12 protein-coding genes are annotated in these 14,517 nt (G+C 44.1%); 5 read left to right on the top strand and 7 right to left on the bottom strand.

Features of this window, described 5'->3' with window-relative positions:
* The first annotated feature begins 187 nt into the window (after positions 1-187).
* The 4 genes from NB463_RS15220 to NB463_RS15205 all read left to right on the top strand — a co-directional run bounded on the left by NB463_RS15220 (position 188) and on the right by NB463_RS15205 (position 4,797).
* On the top strand, positions 188-1,498 hold the full coding sequence (locus tag NB463_RS15220; protein ID WP_074191299.1) for a TolC family outer membrane protein: 1,311 nt from the start codon (positions 188-190) through the stop codon (positions 1,496-1,498).
* Positions 1,499-1,500: 2 nt separating this feature from the next.
* Positions 1,501-2,115: an OmpA family protein gene (locus tag NB463_RS15215; RefSeq protein WP_258431704.1), complete on the top strand. Its 615-nt coding sequence runs from the start codon at positions 1,501-1,503 to the stop codon at positions 2,113-2,115.
* A gap of 167 nt (positions 2,116-2,282) precedes the next feature.
* Positions 2,283-2,636, top strand: coding sequence for a DUF2750 domain-containing protein (locus tag NB463_RS15210; RefSeq protein WP_104969426.1), 354 nt, complete (start codon positions 2,283-2,285; stop codon positions 2,634-2,636).
* Positions 2,637-2,823: 187 nt separating this feature from the next.
* Complete coding sequence (locus NB463_RS15205; RefSeq protein ID WP_258431702.1) at positions 2,824-4,797, top strand: tetratricopeptide repeat-containing diguanylate cyclase; 1,974 nt, start codon at positions 2,824-2,826, stop codon at positions 4,795-4,797.
* A 12-nt stretch (positions 4,798-4,809) separates the two neighbouring features.
* Here NB463_RS15205 and queC read toward each other — a convergent pair whose 3' ends face one another.
* Positions 4,810-5,505, bottom strand: a complete 696-nt coding sequence (queC, locus tag NB463_RS15200) for a 7-cyano-7-deazaguanine synthase QueC (protein ID WP_258431701.1) — start codon at positions 5,503-5,505, stop codon at positions 4,810-4,812.
* Positions 5,506-5,519: 14 nt separating this feature from the next.
* Positions 5,520-6,170, bottom strand: a complete 651-nt coding sequence (gene queE, locus NB463_RS15195; protein ID WP_041852955.1) for a 7-carboxy-7-deazaguanine synthase QueE — start codon at positions 6,168-6,170, stop codon at positions 5,520-5,522.
* A 216-nt stretch (positions 6,171-6,386) separates the two neighbouring features.
* Between queE and NB463_RS15190 the strand changes: the two genes are divergently transcribed.
* Positions 6,387-7,196: a Cof-type HAD-IIB family hydrolase gene (locus tag NB463_RS15190; RefSeq protein WP_041852954.1), complete on the top strand. Its 810-nt coding sequence runs from the start codon at positions 6,387-6,389 to the stop codon at positions 7,194-7,196.
* Positions 7,197-7,358: 162 nt separating this feature from the next.
* Here NB463_RS15190 and NB463_RS15185 read toward each other — a convergent pair whose 3' ends face one another.
* From NB463_RS15185 to prpF, 5 genes are all read right to left on the bottom strand, one after another.
* Complete coding sequence (locus NB463_RS15185; RefSeq protein WP_258431700.1) at positions 7,359-8,804, bottom strand: bifunctional NUDIX hydrolase/phosphatase PAP2 family protein; 1,446 nt, start codon at positions 8,802-8,804, stop codon at positions 7,359-7,361.
* A 388-nt stretch (positions 8,805-9,192) separates the two neighbouring features.
* Positions 9,193-10,524, bottom strand: coding sequence for a trypsin-like serine protease (locus tag NB463_RS15180; protein WP_258431699.1), 1,332 nt, complete (start codon positions 10,522-10,524; stop codon positions 9,193-9,195).
* Positions 10,525-10,718: 194 nt separating this feature from the next.
* Complete coding sequence (locus tag NB463_RS15175) at positions 10,719-11,195, bottom strand: GNAT family N-acetyltransferase (RefSeq protein WP_046874942.1); 477 nt, start codon at positions 11,193-11,195, stop codon at positions 10,719-10,721.
* A gap of 190 nt (positions 11,196-11,385) precedes the next feature.
* A complete protein-coding gene (locus NB463_RS15170) occupies positions 11,386-13,263 on the bottom strand; it encodes a propionyl-CoA synthetase (RefSeq protein WP_258431698.1) in 1,878 nt (625 codons plus the stop codon).
* A 57-nt stretch (positions 13,264-13,320) separates the two neighbouring features.
* Positions 13,321-14,517, bottom strand: coding sequence for a 2-methylaconitate cis-trans isomerase PrpF (gene prpF, locus NB463_RS15165; RefSeq protein ID WP_258431697.1), 1,197 nt, complete (start codon positions 14,515-14,517; stop codon positions 13,321-13,323).

Raw genomic sequence — 14,517 nt, 5'->3', positions numbered from 1 at the left:
CTTATTCAAAATTTAGACCCACCAAATGAATTGATTTATCAAGAATGAAACAAATGAACAATGAATCAACAGGTTACTTCATCGTGTATTAATGTTATTGTGCGCTAAATTATTGACGCCCTTATAGGTATCCCACTTATAAGCCCTCTCACCTCGAGAAATTTTATTATTATCTAGGAGAATCACAGTGAAGTGGACTCGTGCCAACGCCTTTTGCATTGGTGTGTTCGCAGCTAGTCATGCTTTTGGGCAAACACTAGAGCAAGCGGTTGAAAACACATTAAAAACCAATCCTGACATCAAAAGTGCGTTCAATGAATTCGTTAGCAAGCAGTATGTGAATGAAGCATCTGGCGGTGCTTACCTCCCATCCGTAGATTTAGACGCCGGTATCGGTTATGAAGGAATTAACCCAGCAGAAGCAGGGCGAGATTCAACGGATCTGACAAGAAAAGAAGCGACCGTGACACTAACCCAGTTGATATGGGACGGTTCTGCGACACTTAACGATATGGATCGAACAGCAGCTGACGCAGAATCAGTTCGTTATCAACTGCTCGCTGATGCTCAAGACACGGCACTCGAAGTGGCAAAGGTTTACTTAGATTCAGTAAAAGCTTATGAAATTCTTACACTTTCAGAAAACAACTTGAAGGTTCATAAGAAGATCTACGAAGACATTAAAAAGCGAGTTAACTCAGGACTTGGGTCTACCGCTGACCTAACTCAAGTAGAAGCTCGTTTAGCAAAAGCTCACGGTAACTTGGTGGCGGCTCAGAACAACTTATATGACAGCCACACCACGTTTACACGCCTTGTCGGACAGTCCCCACAAGGATTGATTTTTCCGCGAGCGGACCAGAACTTTATTCCCTACACCATAGATGAAGCAATTGACTTGGCATTTGAATCGCATCCAGTAATCAAAGTTTCGATGGCAGATGTAGACTCAGCTAAGTTCCAATATAAGCAATCTAAGGGAACTTACTATCCAACGATATCTGTAGAAGCGGCTCAAACGTGGCGTGATGATGCAAGCGGTATCGAAGGAAGCAGTGATGAAACGACAGCGATGCTGCGTATGCGTTACAATCTCTTTAATGGTGGTAGTGATGTCGCCAATGCTGAAAACTTTGCCTATCAACTAAACAAAGCCAAAGATCTACGAGAACGCGCATACCGCAGCGTTGAAGAAGGGCTTCGTCTATCATGGAGCGCGTTAGATTTAACACTTCAGCAAAAAGAGTTTCTGGCGGATCACGTAGATTCGGCATCTGAAACTGTTATCGCCTACGAGAAACAGTATCGCATCGGTAAACGGACCCTTTTGGATTTGTTAAATACTGAAAACGAGTTATTTGAAGCGAGAAAAAACTACTTGGATGCTCGATATTCAGAGCAATACGCGAAATACCGTGTAATGAATGCGACCGGCCAATTGTTAAATGCCTTGCGAGTCGATGTGCCTACGGAATGGAATGGAAAGGTGGAGTACTGATCATGAAACCAATGAAAATTCTATTTGCATTAAGCCTTCTCGCCGTTACTCAACAGGTTGTTGCTGAAGACGAGTATGACTATCGACCTGTACCAAGTGCAGAGCAAATCGCTGACCTTCAAGATGAAGATAACGATGGCGTCATCAACGCTCGAGATATGTGCCCTGGAACACCGGAAGGCTCAGAAGTCGACAATGACGGTTGCGGCGAATACATTAAAGCATCAGATAACATACAAGTGAGAATACTTTTTGCCAATGATTCTGATGAAATCAATCCCGTGTTCAGAAGACAAGTACGTGAACTGTCCGATTTTTTAAAAGAATACCCTACTACGTCGATCGAACTACACGGCTACGCGAGTAAAGTTGGTGGCTCTCAACACAACCAAGATCTATCAGAGAGACGAGCGCGCAATGTCCGTGAGGCGCTATTGAGCTACAACATCGAAGCGAGCAGAGTTCGTATTGTTGGCTTTGGAGATACTCACCTAGCGCAACAAGGTACCGATGAAGTCAGCCACGCTTTAAACCGCCGAGTAACTGCTTCTGTCGTTGGTTATAAAGGCGAGATTAAAAAAGAGTGGACAATATTCACTACCCTCCCTGAAAGGTAAAAATATCTGTATTAATGTTTGTTCAAACAAGCATTAATAAACCTAGAATGACATAAGAAAAGGAGCTTCGGCTCCTTTATTTTTACTCATTGCAATAACCGTATTATGCTTTAGGAATCGGCACTTTAGTGTTACCCTAGCGGCGTCATAACAACGAGAGTTTTGAAATGAGCAAACTTACATCAGATATCCAAGCAAACCTTGACCTTTTTGTTGCAGAAACAAAAGAAAACCAACTGGTTTGGGGTTTACGCAATGAAGAAGGTTGGCTATCTTGCGATTCAACTGAATTCCAAAACAGTGAAGTCATGCCTTTCTGGTCTTCTAAAGAAGATGCAGAAGCGCACAATGTTGAAGAATGGGCTGACTTCACTGTACTAGAAATCCCACTAGATATCTTTGTTGAAGATTGGCTTTTAACTCTTGCAGAAGATGGTGTTCTTGTTGGTACTAACTGGAACGATCAGCTAGAAGGCAAAGAAATGGAGCCTCAAGATCTAGCTAAGCTTTACATTGCATAACGACTTCTAGACCTCAACTTTATGTTGGGGTCTTTCTTTTTATGCTCTTTTTTTGATATGTCGACCAAGTGCATAGTTTTCCTATTCTTTTTCTTCGTACACCCAACTCAATCACAAAGCTGATCAATTAATAGCGTTATGATTCTCTAATTCCAAAGCAACAAAAGAACATAAGGCACGTTTAAATATGCGCACGCTCTATCCTTTGCTTGCGTCACTCTTACTCGCCCCGGTATATGCTAGTGACACTCAAGATATTGAGCCAGAACAAAATATCACGCAGTGGCACGCCGTTTATCAAACCACATTGAGAAGTAATCCTGACTCAGCATTAAGCATGCTTCAAGATCGATACCACACCGCGAAATCGCACAGCGAAAAACTCTACGTCAGCGGGCTGATTTATGAATACATGTCGAACATAAAGCAGCCGTACTATGGAAGCAGCCAAGTTCTCAACAATAACTTTGCTCAGTTAGAGTCAGAGTACATTCTTGCCTTAAATGAACGTAAGCATGGTAGTTATGACGCCTCAGTAAATAGCTTTTCTTCATTGCGACAAAAAATGAAGCAGACTTCAGATTCTGAAGGCAAAGCTTTGATGAACTATCAGCTCTGTTATACGTTGAATCAACAAGGTCGTTATCACAAAGCAAACTTTTATTGCTCGTCGTTAGAAAGCCATCTAAGTCAACAACACCAAGAAAACTTCCCTATTGATCTCGCGTTACGTGTGGTAGCGAATAACTATAACTATCGTGGTGACTATGAAAAAGCGCTGAGCCTTTATCGAAAGCTGCTGGCCAACATGTCTGCTCAAAGCGATCCTTCTGGCATTTACAATGACGTCGGAAATTTGCTAGCAGAGCTTGGGCAGTTTGAACAATCAGAACAATATCTCATCCAAGCCCTACTCGCTCGTCAAGATGAAGGGACACCACTCAAAGTCGCCCAAGTCGAACATAGCCTTGGGGCAATGTATAAGAAATCCAAAGAATTCGATAAAGCCATCAATCATTATCAAAATGCATTAACAATACTCAACCAGCTCCACTACCCATATGGTCAAGGGTTAAGCTACTTAGGGCTGTCTGCGGTTTTAGCCGAAAGTGGGCAACTGGATACCGCAGTAGATTACATTAGAAAAGCTTTAGACATTGCTGAAACGTATGAAAATACGCACCTCGAAACGGAAGGACATTTAGCTGCTGGGTTCGCGTATTTGAATAACCATGCTACTGAAAAATCGATTGCACATGGCAAAGTCGCGTTAACACTAGCGATCAATAACTCTAGGCCATTATTACAGGCACAAGCTCAATTACTCCTTTCCAAAGCGTACCAAGCCCAAGGTGATTATAAACTGGCATTAGAGCACCACGAAGCCTATTCAAACATTGAATTGGCCAACCGAGACGCTAGCAATATTAAAGCATTAGAGGCATTAGACCTCACAAAGAAAGAGTACGAATATGATCTTCAAGTCGCTCGGTTGAATAATGAAAAAAGCTTAAATCAGCATCAATTTGAGAAGCTTACCGATCAAAAGCGCACTTATAATTTTGTGGTTTCCTGTTTGTTGGTCTTGCTCATTCTGGCATTGATACTTCAGCGACAAACACGACAAAAAGCCAAAATAGATAGTCTAACATGTGCGTTGAATAGAGCGGCAATTATAGAGACCATCAAAGGTCAAACCTCCAAAGCGGACGAAGACTTCCGCTATGTTTTAGCATTAATCGACCTTGATGACTTTAAGACGATAAATGATCAATACGGTCATCCGACTGGCGACTTGGTGTTACAGCAAGTTTGCCAAGTGCTTAAAGCTAAGCTCAATAAGGGAGAGTATATCGGCCGTTTGGGTGGAGAAGAGTTTATCTTATTATTGAAAAACGTCGATGAAATTGACGTTCCTTTCCGGGTGCAAAGCCTACACAAAACGATTTCAGAGAAGCGCGTACGCACGGTAGATAATAGTGATCTGAGTGTAACTGCTAGCTTGGCCTATCTATCAACATCAATGCCGCTTACCAACTTTGATGAACTTTATTCGATACTAGACCAAGCTTTATACCAGGCTAAAAAGCAGGGAAAAAACATCATTATAGACGCATACGATGAGCCAATTAGCCTAAGTTCTGACTATGTTAGCCAGTAAAGCAAGGCACGACTATACGTCAGCAGCCTGCTTGTTCACAAGAGACTGCATTACGGTCTCTTTATTGTTTAGGTAATCATCTAAGCCAGCTTTGCGCAAATCGCACGATGGGCACTCACCGCAACCATCACCAATGACCCCGTTGTAGCAGGTCAACGTATTTTTACGAACCAGTTGCAACGCGTCATATTGATCAGCTAACGCCCACGTTTCTGCTTTATTTAGCCACATTAACGGTGTTTTGATCGTCAGGTTACGGTCTATCCCTTTCACCAAAGCCGTGTTCATTGCTTTCACAAAATCGTCACGACAATCTGGATAACCACTAAAGTCAGTTTCGCACACGCCAGTAATTACGGTTTCAGCCCCAATTTGGTAGGCGTAGATTCCTGCGAGCGTTAAAAATAGGATGTTACGGCCAGGAACAAAAGAGTTTGGTAGGCCGTTTTCTTGCAATTCGTGTGAGACAGGGATGTCATCACGCGTGAGAGAGCTAATCGCAAGTTCGTTTAAAAGGCCAACATCCATCACTTTATGCGCTTTGACGCCAAGATCCTTTGCGATCTTTTGTGCCACTTCTATCTCTAACTTGTGGCGCTGACCATAATCAAAAGTAATGGCATGAACTTCATCAAACTCTTTAAGTGCTTGAACCAGACAAGTCGTGGAATCCTGACCACCACTAAAAACAACAACGGCTTTTTTCATTTCTCTCTCCGCTCTTAAGCAATACTTAGGTATTTATGAGTTTGAACAGACAAGCGCCAATTGCGAGCAATGCACGTTTCAATACACAATTGCGTTGCACGAGGCTTTTGGCTAATAGGCTGCAATGCAATGACAGTCTCAACCGCGACATTCGCATTTGCCAATAGCTCATCAAGGTGGTCGATGTCTTTTTGTGTACCAACAGGGTGCTTAATCTCATTCGCACGCTCTAACGCGCTATTGAGAACTGGAAGTTTACCCTTCATCGCCACTTTTGGTGACACGGTCACCCATGTATTTTCTGACGTGATGACTTCTGATGTGCCACTGGTTTCGATTTGGCATTGGCAACCCATATCCTCAAACGCCTTTGTTAAAGGGCGTAGATCATAAATACAAGGCTCCCCACCAGTAATCACGATATGTTTAGCATTAAAGCCTTGCAGTTGATATTGCTCTACGATGTTCTCGGCAGATGCGACGCACCATGTCGGAGAATCTTCCGTCTTCACCAAAATATCACCAATTTGACGTTGGTCATTCTCATCTGCATACCACGTTTGTTTGGTATCGCACCATGAGCAACCAACCGGACACTCTTGAAGGCGAACAAAAACAGCAGGTACTCCAGTGAAAACCCCTTCCCCTTGGATGGTTTCAAACATCTCATTTAGCTTATACAACGTAGAACTCACTCAACTCATAATACTTCGAGGCGAAGACCTTAATGGACACACGTGTCTAGGTCAATTTAAACCAAAAATTAATTGTTAAAATAGACCATTTTGTAGTTTCATAGTCGCGGTGAGCGTAGGTTTCTGGTTAGCGTTATACCAAACCTTATTCACTTACAGTTCCCAAAAACTTTAAGGTAAGAAATGATGTATAAACTGATCGCATTAGATATGGATGGCACACTGCTTAATAGTGATAAAGCAATCTCTGAAGAAAACAAACAAGCGATCGCAAAGGCTCGAGAAGCAGGCGTTACTGTCGTTCTCGCTTCTGGTCGCCCATTAGAAGGAATGCAAGGCAAGCTCGACGAACTGAATATCCATTCCGATAAAGATTTTGTCCTTTTCTACAATGGCTCTATGGTTAAGAACGTAGGAACAAATGAAATCATCCACCAGCAAATCATTGATGGTAAGGCAGCAAAATTAGTCGCTCGTAAAGCGAAAGAATTAGGCGCTTATGTGCACGCATTCAGCCAAGTACATGGCTTGATCACCAATGAGAAAAACCCATACACTGACATCGAAGCCAACATTAATGGCTTAAATGTAACAGAGATTAATTTTGAATCGCTAGAAGATGATCATCCAATCATCAAAGCAATGATGGTTGCCGAGCCAAGTAAGTTAACTGAGGTCATCGCAGCGCTTCCGTCTGAAATGCGTGAAGAGTTTACGGTGGTTCAAAGCGCTCCGTTCTTCCTGGAATTTCTTAACCCAGCGAGCAACAAAGGTATTGGTGTTGCTGCAATTGCTGAGTATCTAGGTATTCAACCGGAAGAAGTGATTTGTATGGGTGATGCTGAAAATGACCACCACATGCTGAAGTATGCTGGCCTTGGTATCGCGATGGAAAATGCGATGGAAGAGACCAAACAAATCGCTGATTACATTACGGCAAGTAATGATGAACACGGTGTCGCTAAAGCGATTGAAAAATTCGTCCTTAACGCTTAATTCTCTCCGCCGCTATGGCGTCAACGTTATTACCTTTAACTCAGCCATGGCGTCAGATATACGCAAAGCCACATTGTTGAGCTACTCAACATACAAAAAAGCCTTGCTGTAAAGCAAGGCTTTCTTTTTACTCGTATGCCTGAGAAAGAAAGCATACAACCATCAATCTAGCACTGTTTCTCTCTGTTGTTTTTCATGAATCAGCTTTCTTGCAAGCAAGATAAACAGCAACATCAACAATGGATAATGCAACGTCGACAATACCAATGACCACAAACCACTAAACGAGACAACAGAGCTTGAGTACAAATAAAGTTGCTCAACGAATACCAACGCAAGCGTTACAAAAATCATCTGACGAGAATCCAAATGCACTTTTGACTCTCTAAACGTCATAACCAATGCTGATGCCGTAATTAAAATAGCCAACCAACGACCAAACACAGGTAATGGCCAGATAACAGAGATGACCGCCGTTACCGCAGTCATAATGAACCAGACACCTTTTGAGCTCAGCACTTGATCAACATTCACGTCTTGATTTGTTTCCAATCGCAGAACATGCCAGGCCACCAAGCTTCCTAACAGCGCACCAAACAACATATCTAAGAAAAAGGCGCTACCAAGGAAAAACTTACATAACATAATAGTAAGCGTGATGAGCATCATGACAGCGGTCGTACCATTCAAGCCGAAATAATGCGTTCTCTGAAATAAAAAGGTTAAAACACAAAACCAAACGGCAATAGGCAAACTTGGAAAACTAAATCCAAAGCTGTGTGTTAACTCCATCATTGGTATATAGACATGCGGGCGAGGAAGCGCAAAGCCCTGTTGAGCTACAAGTACCATCAGGGACGTCGCGCTAATAGCGAAAAAGAGTCGGAATACAAATCGACTGCCAAAACGCATCATTACTAACGGAAATAGAAAAAGCAGTATCGTAGGTTCTGTCAGTTCTATAACAAGATTTGAGATCTGATTCGCTACCTCGAAACTCGTTTCTGATAAAGCCCCTACCCAGCTTTGTAAGTCTTTCATCCACCTCAATTCAATCTGACGAAATGAAGGCGCGGATTCGATCAGCTGAGTCACATAAGATGCGGACTGCTGAGTAGCTTGTTCAAAAAACTGAATGGCTTGTGGCCATTGAGCGGGATAGCGGTACAAAAATGATGGCAGCTCGGATGGTCCAAGTAACATTGCTGATGCGATTTCTACTCCGTAGTGAGGAGCAAACCAAATAGGTAACTCATTCCCACCCAAGGAATTGTTCATCGAAAAAGCAATAATCTCAGAATCTGATATGCAATCGTAATAAACCGCGGTGTCTGTTCTGCCAAGTTCCTCCCCAACCGTGACCACTAAACCCGTTTCTTCCCACGTTTCTCTTTGCGCAGCAACTTTGGAGGATTCTCCATCAATAATTGTCCCACCAGGTAGAGAAATCTTATCCGTCAATATTTCATGAACTAGCACTAACTTGTCGTCAGCACGAACAACGCAGAGCGCCCCTTTTACTTCGCTCGCGGCAGCTTTAGCCGTAGAGATTGGTGAAACAGGTAACAAAATAAAACAAAGGATGAGTAATAACAGCTGTCTCAACACAAAATATGACCTTAAGTAAACATTATGATAACCAATGAATAATGGCAGTTAATCTTATCTTTTTCGATAAAAATTAAGTAACGAGTTATGCCAAACAACGTTGATCGAATAAAGCATGATCTTGAAGCTCATTGGAGAGTAATTTAATGCAAACCTGACAAAAATCAGACAAAACATGAAATGTTGATCGCAATTCTGCCAGTTATATGAAGGTAGCGTCAGGATAAAGTCATACACATTTTATGGGTTCTCAAAGTTGGAACAATAAAAAAGGGCTTATTATTCGAAAACAATAAACCCTGATTATGATAACTATGCGCTGCTCGTTGAAACTAAGAATGAATTCTACCTCAAGTCACCAACGAATCAGCTTTTGAATGCTTGGTGGTTAGTTAGACTTGCAATGTGCGTCGCTAACTTCTTGCCAAACACCCCAAGGTCCAGAGTCTGCTGGGTTATCGCCTTGAGTCCACCACTGCGCCTGCCACACTTTGCCATTCCAAGTAACGTTATCCCCTTTGAGATACACCGTACTCGCTTGCCATTCTGCTGCGCAGTTATCTGTTGGAGGCGTTGTCACTGTTTTCGCTTGAGCCGACACTAGCGCCTGATATTGTGTGCTGGTCTTATCAACGTTGAAGTTCAAAGCAACTCTTGCTTCTCCCGCCTGAGCTGCTCCAAATTCGACATCGACACGACAACTTGCATTCATGGCTAACGTCGCCTGAGAACACTGATCATTAGCAATAACGGCAGCATCAGCAACGCCAGAAGCAAGCGCGCGAACGTTTTCTACAGTGAACGTCGTGTTACCTGAATTTTTGATAACAAAACTATGTTGCTGCAACTCGCCAACATTAAATGATGCCAATGTCTGTTCGGTGGTATACCCAACAGAAACATTCTCTTTCGGAGGTGTAGTCGTGCCAATGACACCATTAACAAAATTGCGCATGGCGGCGATATCGCTATAAACACCATACATACCCGGACGAGCACAACCTATCCCCCAACTGACCACACCAAGTTGAGTAATTACGCCACCACGATTAATAACGATTGGGCCACCGCTATCTCCCTGACAGGAATCTATCCCACCTTGAGGAATTCCCGCGCAGAAAGACACCTCTCCAACGGTTGTGTAATTACCACCGGCTTGACGACAAGTAGTGTCCGACACGAGCGGAACGTCAACTTCTTGCAATCGAGATGGAGAGCTTCCTCCTTCAGAGGTTCTCCCTAAACCTGCGACTGTAAGCCAATCTCCGATGCTGACGTATTGCGTTAGACTGCCATCGGCAATTTCAACCGCAGCAACACCTTGAGGTACAGAGTCCAACTTTAATACTGCGAGATCGTGAGAAAGCGTTGCTCGGCGATATGCCGGGTGCATGTGGATTTCACTCACGTTAGCTCGAACACCGTCAGTGCCATTGTAAACGACGCCACCAATTTTAACCGCAATCTGATTCGGTGAATCACCCTCGACACAGTGTGCCGCAGTCAGGACGTAGCCATTCCCAATATAACTGGCACCACAATATGATCGGTTACCATAACGGCTAACAATTTGGGTGTAGAATCTCCACTCACTAGGATCAGCAGTGATGCCGCCTACGATCTGGGGTTGTATAGTGTGATTTTGTGTCTGTGACAAATCATCAGCACTTGCGAACATTGGCAAAACAGCCAACGCAAGTAACGATTTTGTTAGTTTCAAAATATTGTCCTCTTGTTTTTGTAAGCACGATCCTCGTGCTACTAATAAACAAGCAGACAAAAACGCCAATACCAATGTGGGCGCATATTAATTTACTAACATTGCGAGCAACTTATAGAGAAAAGTCTATTGACGAACTGAATGATTTCAATTCGCTAGAATGTGTATCACAATATTAAAATTAAGCATGGCCATTAGCTCAACGGCTTTCTTAGATAGTGAATATGGTGTGCAAACCCTTGTTTTTCATACAAAGAGATTGCACCCTGGTTAAAGTGCCATACTTCAACAAACATCTGTTTTGCACCGTAATCAGAGAACGTTGACTCAATTTTGTTAATCAATGCCTGAGCTGTGCCTTGTTTCCGAAACTCAGGTAACACATAGAGCTCATCCACACTTCCCATCATAACCGGCTGACTGACGGTAGAAACAAGTTCACAGAAATGACCAGAGATAAAGCCAATAATTTCATCTCCTTGTTTTGCTACATAAACAAGACATTCAGGATCATCAATGTATCGAGCAATACTTTTTTCTTGCTCTATCTCCTCTGCAGTTTTGAACAGCTCAGGAGATTGAAGATGATGCTCATCATGCAGCTCAAACATAAGGTCGTTGAGCGACTCAAGGTCGCTAAAACACGCAGATTTAATTACAAACGTGGTCATACAAAGGGTCACTAAAAATTGAATGGCTGTAGTTTGTGAGGAAAATGCTGTATTGGCAAGTCACAAAATTGCCTGCACGAGACGTTTACGCGATCTACAAGCAAAAAAGCCCCTGCACTTAATAAACGTACAGAGGCAGAACCAACCTACAGAGTTCGAGGATCAGGGGTTAGTTAGAATTGAGTTTTAATTAGCGTCTTAATACTCGTTCAATTTCGTTCAAGCTACTTGGGTCATCAATCGTTGACGGAACGGTGTATTTTTCACCATCGGCTATTTGACGTATGGTTCGGCGCAGAATTTTACCCGAACGTGTTTTCGGTAAGCGATCCACAACCAGTGCATGCTTAAAGCAGGCAACCGCACCGATCTCACTACGTACCTTGCCAACAAGCTCACCTTCAAGATCAAGCTCGTCCACTTTGACACCATCTTTAAGTACCACAAAGCCAAGTGGGAGTTGCCCTTTCAGATCATCGTGAATACCCACCACTGCACATTCCGCAATCGCCGGATGACCACCGACAATTTCTTCCATTTCGCCTGTCGATAAACGATGCCCCGCGACATTAATCACGTCATCAATACGTCCCATAATGAACAGGTAACCGTCTTCATCCAAATAGCCACCATCACCTGACACATAGTAGCCAGGGAATTGGCTGAGGTAACCGGTTTCAAAACGGTCATGGTTACGCCAAACCGTTGGCAGACAACTCGGTGGCAACGGACGTTTTAATGCGACAAAACCTTGTTGGTTAGGCCCGACCGACTCTCCAAGTTCATTCAGAATCTCGACCTGATAACCCGGAATTGGCTTCGTCGAAGAACCCGCTTTAACTGGCATCATTTCAACACCTGTTGGGTTGCCCGCAATTGCCCAGCCCGTCTCGGTTTGCCACCAGTGGTCAATAACGGGTTTGTCTGCTTTGCCCTGAACCCATTCCAGTGTTGGAGGGTCAAGGCGTTCTCCTGCCATAAAGATGGTTTTCAATTTAGAGAGATCATACTGTTTTAAAAACTCACCTTCTGGGTCTTCTTTCTTGATCGCACGGAACGCTGTCGGGGCAGAGAACAACGCATCTACTTTGTATTCGTCACACACTCGCCAGAACGCGCCAGGATCCGGTGTTCGGACGGGCTTACCTTCGAATAAGATTGTTGTGCAACCGTGAATCAGTGGCGCGTAAACAATGTAAGAGTGTCCTACTACCCAGCCAACATCAGATGCCGCCCAAAATACGCCATCTTGAGGAATGTTGTAGATTGCGCTCATAGAGTACTTCATCGCGACAGCATGGCCACCGTTATCACGCACAACGCCTTTCGGCTTACCTGTCGTACCCGATGTATAAAGTATGTAGAGCGGATCGGTTGCTAACACCGGAACACAACCATGTGGCAGCGCTTGGTTGTACTCTCGCTGCCAGTCTAAGTCTCTTTCTTGGTTTAGATCGGCTTCGCACTCAGGACGCTGGAATACAAATACTTTTTCAGGCTTGCATCGGCTGTCCATAATGGCCTTGTCTACCATTGGCTTATATGGAATAACTTTGTTGATCTCAATCCCACACGACGCCGTCATGATGACTTTCGGCTCTGCATCTTCAATTCGTACAGCAAGCTCATTAGGTGCAAAACCACCGAATACAACGGAGTGAATCGCCCCCAAACGCGCACAGGCTAGCATCGCCATTGCGGCTTCTGGAATCATCGGCATGTAAATAACGACTCGGTCGCCTTTTTCAACGCCTTGAGCAGACAGCATGCCGGCAATTTTTGCCACTTGGTCACGCAAGTCACTATAGGTATACGTGGTTTTATTGCCAGTTACTGGCGAGTCATAAATGAGTGCCGTATTGTCACCGCGTCCTTGCTCGCAATGGTAATCCAATGCTAACCAGCACGTATTCATTACTCCATCTGGGAACCAACGTTCGATGCCGTTCTCATCAGATTTCAAGATGGTTTTAGGAGATTCGAACCAATCGATATTCTCCGCTTGAGCGCGCCAAAAACTCTCCGGTTCATTCTTCGCCCATAAATATTCTTTTTCGTATGAAGACATATTGCTTCCTCCAGTATGTCCTGACATTGCTCTCGTTCTATTCAAAGACCGTTCTTTTCACTCAAAGACATCAGAGGGTACGCGCACAAATCCCTCCATTAGTATTCTCGCACTTCGGCTCATGATGGCTTTTTGCACCACCCAGCCCTGCTCAGTTTGCTTCGCTTGTGCTCCAACTTTTAACGTTCCTGAGGGGTGGCCAAAAGTCACTGACTCTTTTTCACCGCCACCAGCAGCCAAGTTAACCAACGTACCCGGTACACACGCCGCTGAAGCGATAGCAACAGCTGCTGTTCCCATCATTGCATGGTGAAGTTTGCCCATCGACAGCGCGCGAACGAGCACATCAATATCCGACTCATTAACGGCTTTACCACTTGAAGACAGGTAACTTTTCGGTTTAGAAACAAACGCAATTTTCGGTGTGTGCTGGCGTGTTTGAGCTTCTTCTAAATCAGAAATCAGACCCATTTTTAGTGCGCCATATGCACGGATAGATTCGAACATCGCCAATACGGCATCATCGTTGTTGATATCGTCTTGCAGCTCAGTGCCCTGATAACCAATCGATTCAGCATCAATAAAAATGGTTGGAATGCCCGCATTTATAAATGTGGCGTTAAACGTACCTACGTCCGGTACCACTAAATCATCGACTAAGTTGCCTGTTGGGAACATGCTGCCTTCGCCATCAGAAGGGTCAACGAAATCGACTTGAATCTCGGCGGCCGGAAACGTCACGCCATCGAGCTCAAACTCGCCGGTTTCTTGGACGAATCCGTTCACAATCGGCACATGCACCAAGATAGTTTTGCTGATGTTCACCTGCCAAACACGCACCGTCACAATGCCATTTTCTGGAATGCGATCTTGTGGAATCAGCCCAGCATGAATGGCGAAAGGACCGACAGCGGCAGACAAGTTGCCGCAGTTACCACTCCAATCGACGAATGGTTTGTCGATCGACACTTGTCCAAACAAGTAGTCAACATCGTGATCGGCTCGGCTACTGCGAGAAACAATTACTGTTTTACTGGTGCTTGACGTCGCACCACCCATGCCATCAATTTGCTTTGCGTACGGATCTGGGCTGCCGATAACACGCAACAAGAGTTTGTCACGAGCTTCGCCTGCCACTTGTGCTTCTTGTGGCAAATCGTCGAGGTTAAAAAAGACCCCTTTACTTGTACCGCCACGCATGTACGTCGCCGGCACTTTGATTTGGCTCATTTGATTCGGAGTTTTGCTTTCCAT

This window comes from Vibrio sp. RM-41-2B (genome assembly GCF_024744415.1).
Taxonomy (GTDB): Bacteria; Pseudomonadota; Gammaproteobacteria; order Enterobacterales; family Vibrionaceae; genus Vibrio; species Vibrio diabolicus.
The sequence above is the reverse complement of the archived record's forward strand: the minus strand, read 5'-3'. Positions and strand labels throughout refer to the sequence as shown.